14 protein-coding genes and 1 pseudogene are annotated in these 19,415 nt (G+C 60.5%); 2 read left to right on the top strand and 13 right to left on the bottom strand.

Features of this window, described 5'->3' with window-relative positions; all coding sequences use genetic code 11:
• Positions 1-41: 41 nt before the first annotated feature.
• Positions 42-995, top strand: a pseudogene (locus ABNG04_RS17605) (orc1/cdc6 family replication initiation protein); the annotation flags it as partial.
• 310 nt (positions 996-1,305) lie between these two features.
• Here the strand turns inward: ABNG04_RS17605 and ABNG04_RS17610 are convergent.
• The 8 genes from ABNG04_RS17610 to ABNG04_RS17645 all read right to left on the bottom strand — a co-directional run bounded on the left by ABNG04_RS17610 (position 1,306) and on the right by ABNG04_RS17645 (position 7,965).
• Positions 1,306-2,289: a DUF7983 family protein gene (locus tag ABNG04_RS17610; RefSeq protein ID WP_371163614.1), complete on the bottom strand. Its 984-nt coding sequence runs from the start codon at positions 2,287-2,289 to the stop codon at positions 1,306-1,308.
• Positions 2,290-2,510: 221 nt separating this feature from the next.
• A complete protein-coding gene (locus tag ABNG04_RS17615) occupies positions 2,511-3,086 on the bottom strand; it encodes a hypothetical protein (protein ID WP_006183542.1) in 576 nt (191 codons plus the stop codon).
• Between the two features lie 467 nt (positions 3,087-3,553).
• Complete coding sequence (locus ABNG04_RS17620; protein ID WP_152422622.1) at positions 3,554-4,159, bottom strand: hypothetical protein; 606 nt, start codon at positions 4,157-4,159, stop codon at positions 3,554-3,556.
• 192 nt (positions 4,160-4,351) lie between these two features.
• On the bottom strand, positions 4,352-5,431 hold the full coding sequence (locus ABNG04_RS17625; protein ID WP_371163615.1) for a transcription initiation factor IIB: 1,080 nt from the start codon (positions 5,429-5,431) through the stop codon (positions 4,352-4,354).
• 566 nt (positions 5,432-5,997) lie between these two features.
• A complete protein-coding gene (locus ABNG04_RS17630) occupies positions 5,998-6,528 on the bottom strand; it encodes a PIN domain-containing protein (RefSeq protein ID WP_371163616.1) in 531 nt (176 codons plus the stop codon).
• Between the two features lie 9 nt (positions 6,529-6,537).
• Positions 6,538-7,245, bottom strand: coding sequence for a DUF7437 domain-containing protein (locus ABNG04_RS17635; RefSeq protein WP_371163617.1), 708 nt, complete (start codon positions 7,243-7,245; stop codon positions 6,538-6,540).
• A 106-nt stretch (positions 7,246-7,351) separates the two neighbouring features.
• Positions 7,352-7,675: a DUF7558 family protein gene (locus ABNG04_RS17640; protein WP_371163618.1), complete on the bottom strand. Its 324-nt coding sequence runs from the start codon at positions 7,673-7,675 to the stop codon at positions 7,352-7,354.
• Positions 7,675-7,965, bottom strand: a complete 291-nt coding sequence (locus ABNG04_RS17645; RefSeq protein ID WP_371163619.1) for a DUF8069 family protein — start codon at positions 7,963-7,965, stop codon at positions 7,675-7,677. The genes ABNG04_RS17640 and ABNG04_RS17645 overlap by 1 nt, the downstream gene beginning before the upstream one ends.
• A gap of 191 nt (positions 7,966-8,156) precedes the next feature.
• On the opposite strand from ABNG04_RS17645, the gene ABNG04_RS17650 reads away from it, so the two are divergent.
• On the top strand, positions 8,157-8,504 hold the full coding sequence (locus ABNG04_RS17650) for a hypothetical protein (protein WP_371163620.1): 348 nt from the start codon (positions 8,157-8,159) through the stop codon (positions 8,502-8,504).
• 543 nt (positions 8,505-9,047) lie between these two features.
• Here ABNG04_RS17650 and ABNG04_RS17655 read toward each other — a convergent pair.
• The 5 genes from ABNG04_RS17655 to ABNG04_RS17675 all read right to left on the bottom strand — a co-directional run bounded on the left by ABNG04_RS17655 (position 9,048) and on the right by ABNG04_RS17675 (position 19,413).
• On the bottom strand, positions 9,048-10,310 hold the full coding sequence (locus tag ABNG04_RS17655) for a phage NrS-1 polymerase family protein (protein WP_371163621.1): 1,263 nt from the start codon (positions 10,308-10,310) through the stop codon (positions 9,048-9,050).
• 351 nt (positions 10,311-10,661) lie between these two features.
• Complete coding sequence (locus tag ABNG04_RS17660; RefSeq protein ID WP_371163622.1) at positions 10,662-15,008, bottom strand: primase-like DNA-binding domain-containing protein; 4,347 nt, start codon at positions 15,006-15,008, stop codon at positions 10,662-10,664.
• Positions 14,974-17,181 (bottom strand): VirB4 family type IV secretion system protein, encoded by a 2,208-nt coding sequence (locus ABNG04_RS17665; protein ID WP_371163623.1) that lies wholly within the window; start codon positions 17,179-17,181, stop codon positions 14,974-14,976. The genes ABNG04_RS17660 and ABNG04_RS17665 overlap by 35 nt, the downstream gene beginning before the upstream one ends.
• Entirely contained in the window at positions 17,174-18,295 is a 1,122-nt protein-coding gene (locus tag ABNG04_RS17670; RefSeq protein ID WP_371163624.1) for a TraC-like domain-containing protein, read from the bottom strand. Before ABNG04_RS17670 ends, ABNG04_RS17665 begins: the two co-directional genes overlap by 8 nt.
• 2 nt (positions 18,296-18,297) lie before the next feature.
• Positions 18,298-19,413 carry a TrbL/VirB6 family protein gene (locus tag ABNG04_RS17675; RefSeq protein WP_371163625.1) on the bottom strand — a complete coding sequence of 372 codons (1,116 nt, stop codon included), beginning with the start codon at positions 19,411-19,413 and terminating at the stop codon, positions 18,298-18,300.
• Positions 19,414-19,415 lie beyond the last annotated feature (2 nt).

A 19,415-nucleotide genomic window follows, 5' to 3' on the forward strand; every position in this document is an offset into this window, starting at 1 on the left:
ACCGCAGTTACGCGGTTTCTTGCTTAACTGAAGACGGATGTTGCAAGACACTGAATTCCTCTTATCAAGTCGCCGTAGAACTCGTGAACAAGCTTCGTCCTGCTGGCGGTGAAATCAGTTCTACTGGTTATCCCCAACAAACTGTCTTCAAGAAACTGTACGGGGAACTCGAGGCAATCGGTGGGACGATTCTGATCGTCTTGGACGAGGTCGACTCGATTGGTGATCGAGACGAATTGCTGTACGAACTTCCACGAGCTCGGGCGAACAACAACCTCGACTCGACGAAAGTCGGTGTAATCGGAATCAGTAACGACTTCAAATTCCGCGATCAGCTGGATCCTCGCGTTCAAGACACACTCTGTGAACGGGAACTGCAGTTCCCACCATATGATGCGCCTGAGCTGGAGAACATTCTCGAGTCCCGTGCCGAAATCGCAATCGCCGAGGGTGCCGTTGAGCAGGGTGTGTTGAACTTCTGTGCGGCTCTCGCTGCTCGCGACAGTGGAAGTGCCCGACAAGCGCTTGACCTCCTTCGATTAGCGGGCGAGATTGCGGAAAATCGCGAAGCGGATCTCATCGAGCGTGACCACGTTGAGGCAGCACGATCTCGTCTGGAACAGGAACGTGTGGAGGAAGGAATGCGAGAACTGACGACGCACGGGCGTCTCGCACTGTTAGCCGTTATCTCGAAAGCCGCCAAGGACGAGACGCCATCCCGAACGCGGGAGATCTACGAGGAATACACCGCACTCTGTGATTCCTCTGGGACCGACTCGCTCGCCCAACGATCCGTGCATAATCATCTGTCCGATCTTCGGATGCTCGGGATTCTGTCGGCCTACGAGAACCGGAGCGGTTCTCGTGGGAACTACTACAGCTATGAACTGGACGTTCCGTTCACAAGTGCGATTGAAGCGATGTCCGACGTTCTGCGGTTAGAAAGCGAAATAGAGACGATCCGAGAAATCGCGTCGATGAACAACGTCGCATAGACACACCACTCTTGCAAGTGAAGTCGCTGCTGTCGAGTGATTTTGCCTGTTCACTTGCAATAGTGGTGTGGTCAGTTCTGACTGTGTTCACTCGCAGCTGTGGTGTGCTTCACTTGTAACCGTGGTGTGTGTCTTTGGGATGATCAGTGCTGGTGATTTTGTTCCGTCAGAAGGTAATGTCACTTGATTCAGGCTCTTACCTAACACCGGTGGAATACCTATACATCTGTTTGGTAAGATACAAAGACATAGCGACAGAGGTGTTTATCCGCAACATCGTCGAAAAAAGGATGATCACGACATCAGCGCGTTACCGATCTGCCTGTGAATCGGCATAGAATTCTTTTGCTGAATCGAAGCCGGTGAGATCCTCAATCCGCGCTTCGAGAGCTTCAATTTCGTCGCGCAGTTCCGCAGCTTCCTCACTCTCACTCGCTGCCAGCTGCTCTTTGAGCCCTTGCAGGCGCGTCTCTTTCACGTCTTCGTCAACCTCGGATTTCCGGACGTAGGCCCGCTCGTCAACGTCGTAGACGTCCTCCTCCCGAAGATTGGTCACGTCGAGAGCGTCATTGACCTTGTCCGGCTCAATACCGAGGACCCGCTCGCGATCGATGCCCGCGTCCTCGAGGACAGCGAGAACCTCCTCGTCGTCTTTCAGTGACTTCGAACGCCGGCTCGTGCGCTGGATCGAGCCGTACTGAGCGTGTACCGGCTGGCCGTGTTGTACCCGGTCGAGTAAGACGTCCGCGACGTCTTGTCGGAGATCATCCGCGCCACGCTGAACGTCCGACAGCAGCGTATAGAGGTCGATGAGTCCATCCGTCTCGAGATCCGCCATCGCGGTGGGATCGTGGCGTTCTAGGGCGTCGATCAGCAGGAGCGCATCCGCATAAACATCGATGTCGGGTTCGGCTCTGTCTGTCTGCTCCGATGGCTCGTCGTTGAGACCGTGTGTTGTGGTCGGAGCGTCGGTTTCGCGGAGCACGCCGGCGTCTACATCGATCTCGATGCGAGGATGGAGCGTGAGGACGGCCGCGTACGGCTCGGCGTCCGGTGGGAGCCGATCAAGGTCGAAGCCACCGGCTGTATCTTGGAGCCGTCGATAGAGCGTTTCGAACTGCTCACGCTGGAGTGGTTGGGAATCGCCCGACTCCAGGAATTCGATGATGATGCGGTGCTCTTGGGTATCGGTGATGTGAAATCGCGTGTCCGAGAGTGGCGTGACGAGGGTGGCAGTTGAGGCGAGTTCCTCGGCTTCTTCGAGAAGGGTATGCCACCTCGCACTGTACGTCATATCCCTCATATGATTCTGAGGCCACAAAACTCCGTGTCTTCTTCGGAACCGTTGGTATGACTGACGAGTGGACTGCCGCTCTGTATGGATACTTATCTTACCAAATTATACATTCGACATTCTAAGACTCTGTTTGGTAAGAAAGCGACACAACGGAACAAGCACGGTCATCTGTGGGTGTTCAGGAGTCTCTGGATCTCCAGTCTTGCTCTTGGAGCAGTCTACTCGAAGGCATCTCGGAAACCCTCTGGAAGCAACGAGCCCGGTTTCTGCGCGTGAAAGGCGACGTTCTCGCGAGCTTGATTGATGTGCTTCTGGACGCTCTCGTCGTTGTGGTTCTCGGCCAGCGTCTCTAGCTCAGCCAGCATCGTCTGTAGTTCGTCCTCAGCGCCGATCAGTTCAGCTGCGACTGCCAATTCCTTGAGGCCCTTGGCTGCGGCGCGTCGCACCCGTCCATCGTCGTCGACGAGCGCGTCGAGGTAGAACTCGCGAAGTCGGTGACGATGCGTCGCGATCTCATCGAGCGTCCAGTCGTCCGGTAATACTGCGTCGGTGCGATCAGCTCCGACCGTTCGAAACGCAAGCCCCGGATACAGGGCGGCCGCAAAGCGAACGACAGACTTACGCTGATAGCCATTGTCACTCGCGTAGAGGTCACGACACCGCTCGAAGCAGTCATCGAACAGGGCCGCTCGCTCTTCAAGTTCCATGTCGTCGACAGAGTCGATTGCACGGTTCACGCGGTCGGTGTCACCCGAAGACAGCGCAGCGGCGAACGCGTCGGGTGTTTGATCCATGGTCGTCCGTTTGCTGGCGACCTGTGTAACTCCTCGGACTACGAGGTGCAGCGGATACGGCAGTGCCTGTGGGCGTGAAATCCATCGTCGCTGATGAGAACTATACACGTCGGTTGTTTAGCCGTCACGGCGTCCGGATATACTTGTACAAACGAGTAGTAGCGGCTACTATGACGGACGACGAAGCGCCGGTGTAGCAGTGTACGCTGGATACGGCGCTGGATCTCCCGAAGGCGCTTGAGGCAGCTGCGATCGAGTATCTCGATGTCGACGAGCATCGGACGATCGTGATCTACCAGAGTGCCATTCTTATGATCACGGCTACTGAAGGCCAGACAACGGCCGCACGGGCGTTCGATGCTGCACTCTGGGAGCCGCCAGTAGAGGATTTCGATCGTGACCCTGTCGACCTTCTCACGACGTTCATCGACGAACTTGTAGCAACGACAGGCGCGTCTCGCCGGTGATCAGTCCTTCTTGAGCGGCGTGGGAATCCCGCCTGCAGTAAAGCGAGCGACCGCTCCACATCTTGTACACTCGTCGACGAACGCACAGACTCGAAGTGGGGTTTCTACCTCACGAATGCCACTGCACACGGAGCACTCGAACGTGGTACGATACCGGACTGACGGACGGTGGTGTTGTCGCCGTGGGTGTGGGTTTGACGCTGCTGTCGACGTCGATGTGTCCTCTCGGGGTGTCTCGGACTGGTCGTGATCGAGCTGCCAGGCCGAATCGGGAAGCGTTTCGAAAATGCGATTTGGCTTACTGACGCCTCCATCGAGAACACCAGGCTCGGCTGGCTCGCGTGCGTCGTCTGATCGGGATCCATCAACTGAGCTACTGTTGACGTGTGACGCATCTCGGTGACCCAGAGGATCCGTCTGTGCCCACGCACCGAGTTCGACGGCCTCTGCCTCCTCGTAGAGCACGCCGTCGATGGCAGCCGCCAGTTCGGCGAGTGGCTCGGAAATCTCGGACTCCCCGTGTTTCTCGACAGCGTGCTCGAACAACCATTCTCGGAGCGTCGCTGCAGTCTCTCTATCGACTGTGTACGATGGAACAGCGTTCATTCGTCTCTTACCCCGTCCTTCTTGGATACGACAAACCACACACCGCCATCCCCATTGCTGAGACTCCATACTGGTGTTAGCGAGGTCGTGGCTGCGCGCGCAGCGACCGGAGGGAGCGAGCACGGAGCGGTGGGTGGGGCGGTGGGGCGACCACGGGCGGTGGTCGCCACAAAAAACGGGGGAGTGCCCCGCTCAGCGGAGGGTGTCCCGTTCTTCTTCGAGCCCGACACCCGGGTCGTCGGTGCCGTGTTCGGCTTCGTAGGCGTCGACGAGCTCCCGACTGTACCGCGCGATCCGGTTTCGGGACGTCGGCACGATCGTGCTCGCCGCCGCGGCGACCTGCTCTTGGGTGAGGTGCTTGCGCGAGAGCAGCCGATCCGCCGCGTACAGCGCCGACGCCGCGACGGTGCACCGTGGCGTTCCTGGCCCGACCGGCACCTGGTCACCGAGTTGCATCAGGTGTTGAGCCAGCCACCACGTCCGCACGGCTCGCGCCCCGGGGATGGCGTCGTCATCGAGCGCGTCGACGACCTCCATCACGGCGTTGGGTCTGATGAGTGGCGCGTCGAACCCGCATTCACACCGGATCTTCCGCGCCGCAGCGCACACCCGCTCGTGGGGCGCTTTGGTGTGCGTCGCGACCGCGACGTCGATCTCGTCCCGGTCGACCGATGCGGCTCGCGCGGCCAGGAGGACGGCGCCGCCGGCGAGTGCCTCCCAGGCCATCCGCCCGCCCGGTAGCCGCGCTTCCGAGGCGCTCCGGAGGAACTGTGCCGCCATCTTAACGACGTGGTCCGGCAAGCTCAGGTTGCCGCCGATCATCTCGACGTCCCGCAGCCCCTCGTTGAGCCGCTTCGTTCGCTTGCGCTTCTCGCCGAACTGCATCCGCTTGTGCCACTTCCGGAGGCGCTGGACTTTCTCCCACTGCTCGTTGCTCAGGGGATTGCCGCGACCGTCGGTGTTCCGCCCGATCTTCGTGTGCAGGCCCTTGTCCGTCCGCAGCGGATCCACCGTCTCGATGCTCTGGTCGGCGTCCCCGACCAGGCCCAAGTCGTTCAGCGTCGGGCTCAGGTCCACCCACTCGTCGGCGACGATCAGCCCGCAGTCCGTGCAGAACGACTGCTCGTCTTCGGTGATCACCCGCCCCTCACACTCCGGACAGGCCGACCGGCCCGACGGCTCGTGTTCGATCGTGGGCTCGTGACCGCGTTCCTCGGTGCTCGTACTCTGTCCGTCCGAAACCGTCTTTTCGCTCGCGTTGTTACTCGACATTGCGGTATCCTGAAGGCGCTCACCACAGCGCCCGACTCCCCGTGTTCCAGCACGGGGTTTCCTCGACGCCACGACCAACAGAGCCGTCTGCGCGCTCTCGCTCGCGCCTTCGCGAGCGCCCTCCTGGGCGCGAGCGAGAGCGCGCCCACACGGAGGGACACAACCAGCGCCGCGCGCCGACCCGCCCGGAGCGAGCGACCAGCGGAGAAAGCGTGGGGGGTGAGCAGCCACGCCGCGCAACCCCCCGCGCTTTCCCGCTGGCGTCGAGGGCACATGCATTTTAGCCCGGAACGGGCGCGGGCGGTGCGGAGAGCGCCCGCACGCCCGGAATGGTCGGTCGCGAGCGACGCGGAGGGCGGCAGCGGCGAGCGGGGCGGGCCGTAGAGAACCACTGGTCAACCGGGACCGACGGTTAGTGACACAGCCGACATCCTGGCGGACTCAGAAAGGGCGAGGCCGTCTCGGACGTCCCCCGACCCCGCTAGCACCACAGGAACGAGGCGCGCAGCGTGGGGCGCGGGATGCCGAACGGCCGAGGGCTTTTCGAATACCAGTCGCCTCCTGACCTAGATCAGTCGCATCGAGTCGCCGGGATCGTCGCCGATGATGTCCGCCAATCCGTAGACGGTGATTGCGTCCGTGTACCCTTGCGCTCGGACTGCGTTCTCGATGCCCTTCTTGGCCGGCTGATCGTCTGTGAGTACAACTACACTCGTTGTCGAGCGGTCTCTGACGTACTGAATGGCTAGCCCTGCAAGAATTGCGTCCGTCTTTTCGACCTCGTGCTCGGCCTGGTCGGTTTCGCTCGCGATGGTCCGTCTGGCGATATCGCTTGCTGCGACAGCGTCCCCATCAGTCGGTGAGGGTGCGTCGATGATTTCAGCCCAGCCCTCGTCGAGTGCCGTCCGGACACGGTCCGTCTCTGTGCCACCGAGTTCACCGATCACACGTCGTGGGAGTTTGCAGACGACGCCGGCGTGTTGGACTGCGGTTCGGAATCGGTGGTACTGTGGATTCGATGGCCGACCGATCGCGTAGAAGATATTCGCGTCGACGAGGGCGTCCTGGTCAGCCGATAATGGCGTGTCTCGACCCATCCGACGGACTCACCTATCGGGATCCGACGAGTCCGTCGGGGCGTCAGCCATCTCGTCGAGATTGGGGAGGTCCATCTCGTCGTGTACATCCGGGAAGAGGTACTCGAAGAATGGGTCGTGCTCCCGGCCGACGGCCAGCGCGGGTTTGAGCGCGTAGATGATCATCATCGCTTCCGTCTCGCGAACGTCGATGTCGCTGGCGACCATCCGCTGGGTGGTCGTCCCCGCGAAGTGGAGCCCGGCGCCGCGCAACGCGGCGATGAGCTTCCCGAGGCCGTACCGGTCCACGAAGTACTCGATGTCCTCGTCGACCTCCTGGAGCGCGAGGGCGTGGAGGACGGTTGGCGTGATGACGATCGGGACGTACTGCTCGACGATGATGATCGGGTCGGCGGTCAGCTGCTGGGGACGCGTCGAGTCGTCGCGGTCGACGAGGCCGAGGTCGACCAGCCGATCGACGTACTCGTAGGTAGTCGATTTCGAGAGATCGAGCGCCTCCATGATTTCGGGAGGAGCGACCGGGCCCCAGTAGCAGATGTAGACGTAGACGCGGGCCAGTGCTGGGCGGTTGAGCAGTTCCACGACTGTTTCGAGTCGGGGCGCGTTCTCGGCCAGCGTCTCCGGCTCGAGCGTTTCTTCGTTTAGTACGTCGATAGGTGGCGGGTTCAGCGTGCCGATTCCACCATCCGGACGAATGTGATCGCGATCAGGAGTCATAGCAGTTAGTTCGAAGTCCGTGTACTTCACACTATCGGTGTGGCGAGTGATACACTACTGGCCTTATGTGAATGGACGCCGGGGGACGCTCCATCGAGTTGAACGGCTACTCGACAACGTGTGAGTCGAGATCTCGCGTCCAGTACGTCGCGGGCCCGTCAGGACTACATCGCGCACACAGCTGGAGCGCCCCCTCGAGATGGCCGAGTTCCACACGGAAGCGCGTGAGCGCCGCGAGGGCGTCGACGACGAGCCCACAGCCGTCGCAAGTGTGGTGATCGCGTTCCTCGGGATCCGGTCGCTCTTGGACGGCACAGTCGAGACAGATCGGGTGTGTCACCCGTTCGTCTTTTCCCCAGGTATGCGCCTCGCCCATCTCTGCACCGGGCGGTGAATCGCAGAAGGCACACCCAGCGAGCGTCTGTTGCATCAGTCGTCCTCCGCGTCGGCGTTGCGGCCGGCCGTCCAGCCGCGATGGAAGACGGCGAGCTGGATGATTGAGTCGAAGCCCTCACCACTGGGATCGTGAACGAGGATTCGCTGGTCTGGGACCGGTGTCACCACATCGTCCTCGATGAGTTCATCAACGAGATGATGGGCACTCCGCTCGTCGACGTCCGCCGTCGAGACCCGGGCTGCATCCCGGTCCTGGGCAACGAGTTTGGTTTCGAGCCGTTCGTAGTCGTCTGTCGTGTCGTCGAGGATATCAGGTCCAGTCATGGAAGCTCACGCTCTGGACGCGCTTCGAGCGCGCCTCGCCCCTTTGCGGGCGCGAACGACGATCACGGGCAGTCAGCTCGCCCGGCCGTTTGCACCCTGCTCTTCCTGGGCACGCACGCCGAAACCGTACCTCCCCTGCTGCTGATGAGCTAACTCTCCACCGTCGATAACCCCCTGCGTATTCCGGTGGATTGCAAGAGTCAATAGCGAAGAAGCTCTCTTCCTTCGGGCTGTTAGAGTGCGATAACGAGCCCGGTCACGAGTGTAACGAGTACGAGTGCCAGCCACGTCGTTCGCGCTGCGAGACGCCGCCAGCACCGCTGCCCCAGTTGGCGGAGTTGATCACGGAGGGCTGCCCGCCGTTCCGTTTCGAGGACCGCGACTTCGTCGTAGTAATCGCGGCGATCTGCGGGAAGCGTCCGGAGTGTCGTCTGGCACTCGCTGCAGGTGTATTCGAACTCTGCCCGGACGTGCTGGCGGCGGAAATCTTGTTCGCCGCCCTCGTCGTAGCCTGTGACCTCGTACACGAGAAGTTTTGAGACGAAGCGACGGGCTCCGCACTCCGGACATTGGTTCATTCGGAGCGTTGGCGTTCCATCCTCGCTGCTTGCATCGTCTGACCACGATGGCTGCGAATCTGTATCCTCCGTATCTCTTGATGGACTCGTGTGGTTTTCTGACGGCGATGCACTGGCTGCCTCGGAGTTACTGAACGTAGACATGGATTCGCCTGTGACTGCACTCAGCTGACACCAGACTGGACACCACGACGGCTCTCGTGGTGGTGCCCATCGCGCTGAGCGCCGTCACCCTTGGTCGGCGCGATAAACGCTACTGCGGAGGAATTGGCAACCCGTACATAGTTCTGCGATCTACTCTTCGGCCTCGTCGAGACCGAGTCGCAGGATATCACGATGGTCGACCGGCAGGAGTCATCGTCACCGGGCGTCGGGGGCGGTGGGTGGGGGATGGAGCACGATATAACGAGTCCATTGGGTAATCCGCCTCCGTTCACGGAACCAGGGCTCTGGAAGTAGTTTCCTCAGACAGGGATGATTGTCCTGACGTTTCAGTCCCCGCTGCTACTCAGACCGACCACCGAAGAATCGACGCAACATGGAGGCTGGCTCTGGGTCATCACCGGCCTCGTCACCCGTGCCGGATTCTTCCTTGTGGGATTGCGTAGTCTCCTGTTCACGAGCCGCGAGTCCGTCGGTGAGTCGCTCGATTTCTGCTTCGAGGGTCTCGATCCGCTCAGTCTTCTGTTCGAGTGTTGCCTCGAGTTCGTCGACGCGCTCGCTCAACAAACGATTTTTCTCCGTCAGGTACGCACGACTCCGGTCTGTCTCGGCAGGCGTCCCGCCAGCTGCGACACCGTCTGGTGTGCCGTGGGGATCTGCGACGTCGTCGCCGGCGTCCGGGTCGTAGAACTCCGACGTGGTCGCAATCGCTCGCTCGATGGTCTTCTCGCCGTACGTCGACCCGTCAGCGTAGTGGACCTCGTCCCACTTCTCCCGCATCAATCCCGACTGGCGGAACAGCTGCTCCATTTGGGTCCGGTCGCCGCCGGTCCAGAACGCCAGCAAACAACACAGCGCCATGTCGGCCTCTGACTGACTGTCGTAGCCGACCGTATTCCCGTTCCAGAGCCGCTCGAATTTCTCGCCGTTCGATGCGTTTCGCGCTTTCTCGAGGAGGTCCTCGTCTTCGAGGTCGACGTCAACGGCGGCTGCACCGGTCGTCGGTGACTCGTCGTCAGCGCTACCACGCTGTTCGGACTCTGCTGCCGTGTCACGCTCAGTCTCCTGAACGTACTCACGGTGAATCGCTCTGAGCGCGTCCTGTCGACGTGCAACGCACGTTGGTGTCCGCTCGACGTGATCGCCAGTGACGGTGAAAAAGCGTGCCGTGTCGTACAGTTCGATGCTCCCGCGACGGTTCCGCCCGTCGGGAAGTTCGCCCCTGATGAGGACGTGATAGCCGGTGCCGGACGGTGACACCTCCGTATAGGAGTCGAGGCGCTCGATGATGTCTAGTGCCGCGTCGTCGACGTCGCCGGTTTCAGGATCACGGCAGTCGTCCAGGTCGACGCCGACGATGGGATCGTCGTCGGTAAACACGAACCCGACGCCATCGGCGTGTGCCGTCTCGGTGTAGTCGAGTGCTGCCTCGAAACTTGACCAAGTCTCCGACTCTGTTGCTGACGCGAACCCCCCACCTCCCGGCGTCACCGGAATCTTCGTCGGTTTGCCGTCCCGCTCCTCTTCGCGCCAGCACACCCACTGGTCGCGTTCGCGTAACGACTCCGGAACCGCCTCCGGCTCGCCGATCATAGGTTCACTCATACTCACGTAGGACCTCGCATGGCTCTCACTGGCTGTGAGCCAGCACAGAACGCTCTCTGCTGTACGTCGCGATCCAATCCCTTGGTCCCAACGGGGACCCCCCGTTCTATCCTAGTTGGTTGTTGGGTGGAACACTCACTATGGCTGGTTGCAAACCGCTGGACGTGAGCGTGTTCCACCCATTTCGCTCGGTTCGTTGGTGTTCCACCCATTGGGAATTTGGGTGGAACATACCGCCGTCGGGTGATTCCCGACCTACGAATTTGATCGAATGAGGTCATGATTCAGCTTGGGTGGAACAACTCCCGAGAACTCGCGATGAAACAGGGAATTGGACTGTGTACGTCCGTTTCATGGCTGAAAGTTCTCTTCAGATCGTATGCGGACACCAGTGTAATGCCGTACGGGTTCTCCGTCGATTCGCTTCTTCGTGGAGTCCACCTCGATGTGGGAGTTGAGCTTCCGTGTGAACCAGCTCTTATTCAGGGGATCGTCGATGCCGTGTGCCTCTGCCCAGTCGTTGTAGAGACCGAATACATCGTCTTTCGGCACGGCTTCATCCGCGTCTTCGACGAGATAGTCGTCGACGAACGATTCGAACGACGGTGGCGATGGGTCTTTCTGCTCTTTCTCGACTGCCTCATCTGCCTGGTCGGTCTGATTAGGTGGTTTGTCAGCGACCGCTGATTCGCGCGAGGCGGGACGGAGTGCCCCGCCAGTGATTGCCGAGAGTGGCCGCTTCTCACCGTCTTCGTACACGACCGATTCCGCCTCATCGTGAAGGATAACGATGCCGTACGTCGAACGTGTGTAGTCTGGGACGGGGAGGTCAGCTTCGGGGACGAATGGCTTCTTGACACGCACCCAGTCATCCTCGAACGCCGGTTTCGTCTCGTAGATGTGTTGCTCACCATGCTCATAAACGACGTACTCGTCGGCAGCGTGGTCGTAGCTGTAGATGGCCGGAACACGATCTTTCGAGAGTGTTCCAAGCGACGGGAGGCGGATGTGGTCCGTCCCGCTGGCATCACGAAGGACGATCTCGTCGCCATCACGCTGCCAGATGTTCTGGGTCCCGTTCTCGTCGTCGGTCGCCGGTCGCACGGCCGTTACTCCACCCTCTTCGGTCGCTCCGCCGTTGAACGTGACATTCGAGTCAGTCGTGTAGAACCGTGTCTCACCATTCTGGAGGGTACGGACGGGTGGTGTGAGAATGCCGTCGACACGCTCGGCCCACTCAGTTTCGTCGTTTCCTGGGCGAACGACAAACAGCGGGATATCCCCTGCTTCTTGGGCCTTCCGGAGGTTCGTGAGCACCTTCGCGGGATTCTCGGGTGTCGTCGTTTCGACTTCGATGGCGAATCGATCGGCAACGTCGGGGTGGCTCGCCCTCGCGTCAGGTTTCTCGCTGCCATCCTGTGCGAGGATCGAGACAGTGAAGCCGAGTGCGGTGAGCTCTTCTTCGATCTGGAGGAGTGCTGCGTCGTGAGCACTCCCACCAGCGGCCTGCACGCTACCAGTATCGGGTGTCGAGACATCCTCTCCGGCTTCAGTGAGCCGGATGCGGAGCTCGTCGGCGTCGATATCGACGGTCGTATCGAGGTATCGTGATCGTTCACGAATGTCCGCGAGTGCATCATACGATGGCGGCTCGGCGTCGACGTCGTCGAAGAGTCGTCTGAGTTCGTCGTCAACTGCTTCGACAGCTACCCAGCCGTTCTCCTCGCGGCATCCCTCTCGAAGTTGGAGACTCCGAACCACGTTCGCAATCGCGACGTCCAGGTCGTCGCTCGCGATATCGAGGACCTCGTGTCCGTCGGCAGGTGTGCTCGTTGTTGCGGTGTCTGGCTCAGCCGGCACACCGTGTTCATCGCTGATGTGCTCGTGCATCGAGGAGAGCGTCTCAGTGAACTGCTCCTCTTCACGCTCAGTGAGCGGGGATTCGCTCTCGGGGTGGCCCGGTGGGATCGGGAGTGGTTCGAGACTGAACGGATACGGCCCCGTTTCACCGAACGTCGGGCTTGGCAAGCTGGCGATCCACTCTCCGCGCGGCAACGAACGGATCCGATTGGCGAAATCCGCAGGGTCCATCTCTTCGTGGGCCATCGCACGTGCCAGTTCCCGGTCGACGTTGATTTTCCCGATGAGTGAACTGCCGATGTTGTTCAGAGCGTTCAGGTAGATCTTCCGTCCGCCTTCGGCCTCCATCTGTTCGGGGAACTGCATCGACAGGCCAACAGAGAGCCGGAATCCCCGCCCTTTCTCGAGGAGATCGTTCATGATGTCGGAGACCACGACCGATGCTGCCTCGTCGACGAGCAAGTTCACGACGTAGTCGTCCGAGTGCTGGGAGAGCGCCTGTTTGCGGTCCTTGAGGGCTGCATCGAGATTGGTCAGTATCACACCGGTCATGATCCGGGCAGCGTCGTCGCGGAGGTCGCCGAGGTCGAAGAGGATGACCGTATCCTCGTCGAGGACATCCCGAAAGTCGAACTGGTTCTCGGTATTGTTGAAGATCTGCCGCAGGTGCGTATCCTGTGAAATGTACGCAAGGCGGTTTCCGACACCACCCATCACGTTCGCGAAGGTGTTCGGATCTAACTGGAGCTGCCGTCGAATCGTCCGGGTGACCTCCTCGTCGCTCGACCGCGGGGCGTCGCCGATGTTCTCGTTCGGTGGCCCGGCCTCCCAAAGCTGGTCGACGACGTGTTCGAGCTGTCGGTGGGCGAAGTAGTCCGTCGACGCTCGGTACTGCCCGTTCTCACGCCCGTATTCCTCGTCGAACAGAGCCTTGATGAGTGTCTTGATGAGAGTCGGGGCTACAGTCGCCCGCTCGTAGCGGTCGGTTCCCATCACGAGCTTCAAAATCTCCTCGTAGTGGTCGGCCTTCCGTTGGACGGCGTCTTCGCGGCGCCGTCCACTCTTCATCGACGGTTCGAGATCGAAAAACGAGAAGCCGGGGAGGACGTCTGGGACCGGGAAGTGGACGACATTCTCTTCGAGGTCGGTCATTCCGAACCGGCGTGCGTGAGCCCGCATGTAGTTCTGGGCCATGTCGTCGTTCTTCGGGATGATGAGAATGGTCGGCCCCTCGGTGTTGTCGTACAGCGACAGCAGATCGTTGATCAGGGCTTTCGACTTCCCAGAGCCGGTTGTTCCGAACCGGCCGTAATGTGTGGGCAGCAGTCGGGGCGGAATCTGTGTCGGCTCGTCTTCGGCCTCGCCGGTGTCGTCGAGGGCATACCCGATTGCCATCCCGTCTCGGAACTCACCCATAAGGTCCTGGTGCGGACGGGGCAACGGATTCCGACTCTGCTGTTCCGCACGCGTCCCACGTGTCCCCTCGACAGTAAGCTGTTCCGAGGAGGGTACGAGTACGAAGTTCGCGAGTTCTCGGCCACTCAGGACGAACTCCGGTCGGGTCTTCCCACGGCCGGTCGTGATCTCACGGTCCAAGAGTCGGTGGAGTGCGGATCGTGCGTGCTGTTCTTTCGTGGTGGTCCGGAAGCCGCTGTCGCGTAACCGTTCGGCCTCAACCTCGTAGTACGGCCCGTCAAGCGGGTCGAATACCGGGACAAGTGATTGCATTCGCTCATCGAGATTATCTCGACCGTCACCACCGGATGGAATCCCGATGGCTCGGATGTTCGCCGTGAACGACCGCTTCGGATTTTTCGCCTCGATTGCCTCGATGCGTTTTGCAACCGCATCGCTAAGCTGGTCTCTGTCCCGGTTCTCCGACTGATTGTCGAGTTCGAAGAGGGAGCCAATAATCTCCTGGGCGAGTGTGTCCCGTCCGTCGATGACGTCCTCCTTGCGAAGATCGGCCTCGGACTGCCAGCTCTCGCGTCGCTGGAAGACGACCTGGAACGCCACTGGTGCTGTCGCCTCCATTAGGTGGTCGACGAGCGACGCGAGCGCACCCCCCGGCTGATCGACGGCTGGGAGTTCCGCTTCGTCGTCGGCAGTAAATGGTGAGAGTGAAGTCATCCAGTCCTGCTTCCGAGTCGCCGACCCCTGCCACCGCACGCCGAGTGGGGAGACGGATTCGGTCGCTGGCCGGGCGAGTATCGTCCCCTCTGATGTTACCGTTGGTTTGGCAAGCGTGGTGAGTGGCTCATCCTCGGGAATCGCATCTGGTGGGGCGAGTTCGAGGGTAGTATCGCCGATCTCGATGAAGTGGTTGGGAAACTGGTCGCCAACCGTTCCTCCATCCGCAACTGATTCGGCGTCCCCTGGCCCCGCTTGACTGTTGTCGTCAGTCCCTCGTTCGTATTGCTCGTCAGGGTCGAACTCGTACGAGAGCTCGCCCGACTCATAGTACTCGACGAATGTCTCGCGGTCGAATTCAACAGGTTGTACGAGTCGGGATGCGACGTCGACCTCTGTACGTTCGATGTCGAACGTCTCGGGGTAGATCGACCGGAGCCGTTTCTCCAAGGTATCCAGATGGTCGTCGGCACCGTAGTAGAATTCGACGGGGTCGTCTGCCCCCTCGCTCAGCGCGAGGAATTCGAATCGTAGCGGTGTGTCGCTATGTAGCGGATTGAGTTTGTCAACTAGCCCTGCCGAGTCCGCTGAGGTCAGTTTGTGAAGACTTTCCAATGCCTGCGGTAGACGCTCCGGATTGAGGCGTTCGGAGGTTGGCGTCACGCGAAGGTACTCACGCATCGTCGCCACCTCCCGCTGCGCCACCATCAGTCTCTGTTGGTGTCTGCTCAGGTGGGCGTTGTCCGTTGTCGGTCGCTCGGCTTTCAATATCGTCCTGGAACGCTTGCACCTCCGCGTCCACAGCATTCTCACCAGTTCCGGGGAGTGAGGCTCGCCGTTGCTCGGTTGGCTCGAAGTCGATGACTTGCTTCTCCTTGGGCATCGCTTTGACCTGGATCCCACGCCACTCGCCGTCGACGCCGACCAGTGCCTCGGAGAAGCCGGCGTCCTCGTTGCCGGGCACGGCGTCTTGGACGAACCGCATCTGTGCGTAGTTCAGGCCGAACTCATCAGCCCACTCCTCGTCCATCCCGTCGAGGCGGTGGAACTGCTTGACCGCACACTGGTCCAGAATCGCCTCGCTCTCCGCGTGCTCGAAGAACTCGTCGACGGTCTGCGTGACCAGCCGAATCGAGAGGTCGTGATGGCGGTGGTGGCGGAACACCGTCTCAAGGAACGCCAAGCTCGCGGCGTCCTGCATGATGTAGCGTGCCTCGTCGATGTAGAACACGACCTCCTTCTCCGAGACTTTCGCCCGCTCGTAGACCAACGAGATCAGGAGCTGCATCGTCAGCGCCGTGCTGCTGTCGACGCTGCCCTCCTGCTGAGCGAGGTCGAGGTAGATGACCTTCTCGTCGCGGATATCGAAGTCCGATTCTTGGCCGAGGTTGGCGTGGCGACCGTCGGCCTCGAAGGGGCGGAGCTGGTCGAGGAGCCACGTTGCGTCCTCTTTGATCTTCCCGGCCTCCTCGTCGGACCGGACGACGAACTCCTCGGGGTCGTCGACCATATCCTCAAAGACGTCCATCATGTCGCGGATGGTCGGACTCGGATTGTCGTGCGTCGATATGTCGTCGGTAATGCCGTTGCGTTTGTACGCCCGCTTGAGCCCGAGTTCCAGCGTCGTCCGGCGGTCACCCAGCGAGATGCCCCGCAGCGCGAAGAAGTTGGTGAGGAAGCTCATCGCGTCGTCGAGCTTCTCGTTGAACGGGCTCGCGTCCTCGCCCATCGCCCGCTGGACGTGCTCGGGCGTCTCCCGAATCTCTAGGGGGTTGAGGCCGAGCGTCCCGCCGACGGTAATCCGCTTGGCGTCGAGAGCCTCTGAGACGCCGGCCCAGTTGTTCAATGGCTCAAGGATGATACCGATTCGGTCCTTGCTCTGCTCGATAGAGCGGATGAAGTTCTGCTTGGAACTGAACGACTTCCCCGAGCCCGTGTCGCCGACGGTGAACATCGCGTAGCCGTTGTCCCGGGCAAACGGGTCGATGACGACCGGGCTCTGGTTGTCCTTGTGGATCCCGAACTCGACGCCGCCCTCCTCGAGGATCGTCGCGTTGTGCGGTGAGGAGAGTAACGCGCCGACAGCCCCGCCCAAGGCGATCGATGCCCGCCCGAACTCGTTGTCACCGATGGGTGCGGCGGACTGGAGGGCGAGATCCTGCCGACAGATCGCCGTCTTCGGCGTGAGGTTCGCTGGGTCGTCACGGAGCGCACTCTTGACCGTCTGGACGGCATCTCTGAGCTCGTCTTTCTCGTCGGCTCTGACCGTGATGAACATCCCCTGGTCGAAGACGTTCGCGCCGTTCTCGACGGCCTTGTACGTCGCTGCGGCTTCATTGGCGCGCTCTTGGAGATATGCGCTCCGGATACTCTGTTCGAGGTCAGCATCGACCTGGAGGTCGTCCGCGATGTCTTGCAGTTCGTTCCGGGCCCGCTCCTGATTCTTCGGCGTGATGTGGGCCGTCAGATCGAACTGGACGTCAGTCATCTCGAAGAGGTCGCTCAGATACCCATCGTTGGGATAGTCGGCATAGTTAGCGATGTACAGCGTCGTCGTCCACTGCTCGCCGACCCGTGCGGCTCGCGTTTCCCACTCGACAGCCCCGGGTGCGGTCACCGTCTTGTGTGACTCGGAAATGTCGTCGAGGAGTTTGTGTTCGGCCTCGCCTTCTTCGAGTGTCTCCTCGTCGAGGATATCTGTGAAGTCAACGTCTGGTTCATCATCCGCAGTGAAGCGGTCCCAGAGGTACTTACTGCCGACGCCAAGGCCGAGACCCATCAAAAGGGCTAATACTGCACTCTCTGCTGGTGTCAGGTTCTGAAGCCACCCGGTGACGGGGCCAAGCACGCCACCACCTGTCTGGAGGATCACGTTACGCATCGTGTGGGTCCTCCCGGCGCGAATGGCCGATGATCGATTGGTCGCGAACGATACGGTCTGCCCCGTCGTAGTCGTGTTCGCGGCCGTTCCAGAAGTCCATATTCAGAACGAACAGTTCGACCGTGCTGAGTCGACGTGCGGACCAGCCCGACGCCTGCTGGATGAACTCGGCACGGACGTCGTTGACGCGGCTGTCGAGTTTCTCGAACATCTGAGCGCGGCGCTCGACGTCAGTAAGGTCCTCCCGACGGGTGACGAACGGGTTGAACAGGAAGCCGATGACGGGGAACTGGGTCAGCTTCTCGGCAGGTGTTCCCTCGTCGCGGAAGCGGTCGTAGACCTCTATCGGGCTGACTTCAACGCCGATGTAGTACCGGACCTGCTGAATGCCCCGGTCACGCATCTCCTTCGGCCGCGTCTCTCGGTACTCTTCGAGGAGTTCCCGGAAGATCGGGTTCTCGGTGACGTCTTCGTCAGTGAGGCGCTCCTCTATGGTCTCGGTGATCTGCTCGACCGGAAATGAACGGGTTGTGGCGTGGAGTTTGAGCTTCGAGTCCAGTTCTTTGTTGGCGAACTCCTCGCCAGCGTCCTGGAGCTGCGCCCAGTCGTCGGACATTGCGAAATCCATGTTCGCTGGATCGATCTCGATGAACGCCTCCATCGCGCCGTCTTCACGCTGGATGGCACCAGCGCCCGGCCATGGCCGCTTGATGTTCGTGAGGTCTTGCGTTCGCTCGTCCGGCTTGAACGGCGTGTAGTTCGCGATTCCACCCTCGTTGCGCTCTGCCTCGTTAGTACTCGTGTCGGCGTCGGTGGGTGCACTGAACGTGACCTGGGGCCGTTTGAGGTACCGATAGACGTCTTTCGTCCACGTCCAAGCGTTCAGGTGGGTTGGTGAGACGTAGATGACGGCGACGCCAAAGCCAAGCCCGCCAGCAACGAACGGGAGGGCCAGTGATTCGATTCCGGTGAGGCCAGCGATAAACAGCCCAATAATGGGGAAGGCGATGAGCATGCCGACGTCTCCTTCCTCGATATTGAGATACGGGATGCGACTCTCCTCACCGAACTGATCCATGATGCGCCGTGCGGCTGCGTCTTCGTCTGTTGACATTATTAGTGGATACCGCGGTCAAAGTCCATACCGTGGTCGTTACTCTCCGATTCCGCTGTCGCTCCACCGGGGTCATTCTCGGTACGGCGGTACGACGGCGTGCTGCTACCGTCTTCTCCGTGTCCACCGCGGGCAGCTGCTTTTTGCGCGACGGCCTGGCCGGCAGCGGCTTTCGGCCCCCACCGAGCGGCAGTCGTCGCGACGCCGGCGCCACCGACGTAGGCCCCGGCGGCGACACCGCCGATGAGGGCTGCACCTTTTGTCGCCCCGCCGACGACTTTGGCCGTCAACGGGGTCGCGTATTTGAACGTCTTCCACGTGAGATAAAGCGCGATAAGAGGCAGTGACGCGGCAACTAGGTACTTCAGAAACGCACCATTTGGCGTGAGTGCTCCTTCCGAATAGAGCAGGTCGTATCCTTTGAACACGACTGCTGCTGGGAGGGGTAGAACCGCCAAAGGGACAAACCGCTTCGAGAATCCCATCGCAATGTCCGAAAGGACTGGAACATTACCATAGGCGAGAGCAAACGCTATCGGCATTCCGTAGACATACACGTAAAGTAACACCTCTCGAATGTAGTAGAGGGCTTCAAGTGCCCACATCGAGAGGCCGCCAACGATTGCGAACATGAATGCAAGCCCTGGATTGGTCAGTGACTCTTTGAGGAAATTCAGCATCGCATCACCCAGGGTTTCCAGACTCGGCATCAACGCAATCGTGAACCCGTCGACGATGTAGAGACCAAGAACACTAACCCAGTACCAGCTGATGATGAGGAATGCGCCAACCCAAGCGGTCTTCTTTGTCCGTCTTGCTTCATATGCACTTCCGATATTGAAAATCCGGACTGTGTGTCGCCCTTGAACGCACATCACCAGAAGGAGCAGTGAGATAAGCATAATCTCACCTCCAACCAACGCATCGCGAATTGCTGGCCAGGGTCCGTTTGTTGGCGCACCAAAGACAAATGCACCTTCCGTTTCGGGCGTCGGAGTCCCGAACATCTCCTCAGTGAGGGTTTCATAACCGGTGTTCAACCCCTCCATGAAGAGGGAAATCACCCAATCGACGACGTCTTTGAATCCCTCTAGGACGACATCAATCAGGTCCACCATCG

This window comes from Halorubrum miltondacostae (assembly GCF_041379815.1).
Taxonomy (GTDB): domain Archaea; phylum Halobacteriota; class Halobacteria; order Halobacteriales; family Haloferacaceae; genus Halorubrum; species Halorubrum miltondacostae.

Bases quoted from the DNA above. Each gene is read 5' to 3' on its own strand.
- ABNG04_RS17645 (WP_371163619.1), bottom strand. From the start codon at position 7,965: ATGACTGGACCTGATATCCTCGACGACACGACAGACGACTACGAACGG.
- ABNG04_RS17655 (WP_371163621.1), bottom strand. From the start codon at position 10,310: ATGAGTGAACCTATGATCGGCGAGCCGGAGGCGGTTCCGGAGTCGTTA.
- ABNG04_RS17625 (WP_371163615.1), bottom strand. From the start codon at position 5,431: ATGTCGAGTAACAACGCGAGCGAAAAGACGGTTTCGGACGGACAGAGT.
- ABNG04_RS17660 (WP_371163622.1), bottom strand. From the start codon at position 15,008: ATGGTGGCGCAGCGGGAGGTGGCGACGATGCGTGAGTACCTTCGCGTG.
- ABNG04_RS17620 (WP_152422622.1), bottom strand. From the start codon at position 4,159: ATGAACGCTGTTCCATCGTACACAGTCGATAGAGAGACTGCAGCGACG.
- ABNG04_RS17665 (WP_371163623.1), bottom strand. From the start codon at position 17,181: ATGCGTAACGTGATCCTCCAGACAGGTGGTGGCGTGCTTGGCCCCGTC.
- ABNG04_RS17610 (WP_371163614.1), bottom strand. From the start codon at position 2,289: ATGACGTACAGTGCGAGGTGGCATACCCTTCTCGAAGAAGCCGAGGAA.
- ABNG04_RS17640 (WP_371163618.1), bottom strand. From the start codon at position 7,675: ATGCAACAGACGCTCGCTGGGTGTGCCTTCTGCGATTCACCGCCCGGT.
- ABNG04_RS17630 (WP_371163616.1), bottom strand. From the start codon at position 6,528: ATGGGTCGAGACACGCCATTATCGGCTGACCAGGACGCCCTCGTCGAC.
- ABNG04_RS17635 (WP_371163617.1), bottom strand. From the start codon at position 7,245: ATGACTCCTGATCGCGATCACATTCGTCCGGATGGTGGAATCGGCACG.
- ABNG04_RS17615 (WP_006183542.1), bottom strand. From the start codon at position 3,086: ATGGATCAAACACCCGACGCGTTCGCCGCTGCGCTGTCTTCGGGTGAC.
- ABNG04_RS17670 (WP_371163624.1), bottom strand. From the start codon at position 18,295: ATGTCAACAGACGAAGACGCAGCCGCACGGCGCATCATGGATCAGTTC.
- ABNG04_RS17675 (WP_371163625.1), bottom strand. From the start codon at position 19,413: ATGGTGGACCTGATTGATGTCGTCCTAGAGGGATTCAAAGACGTCGTC.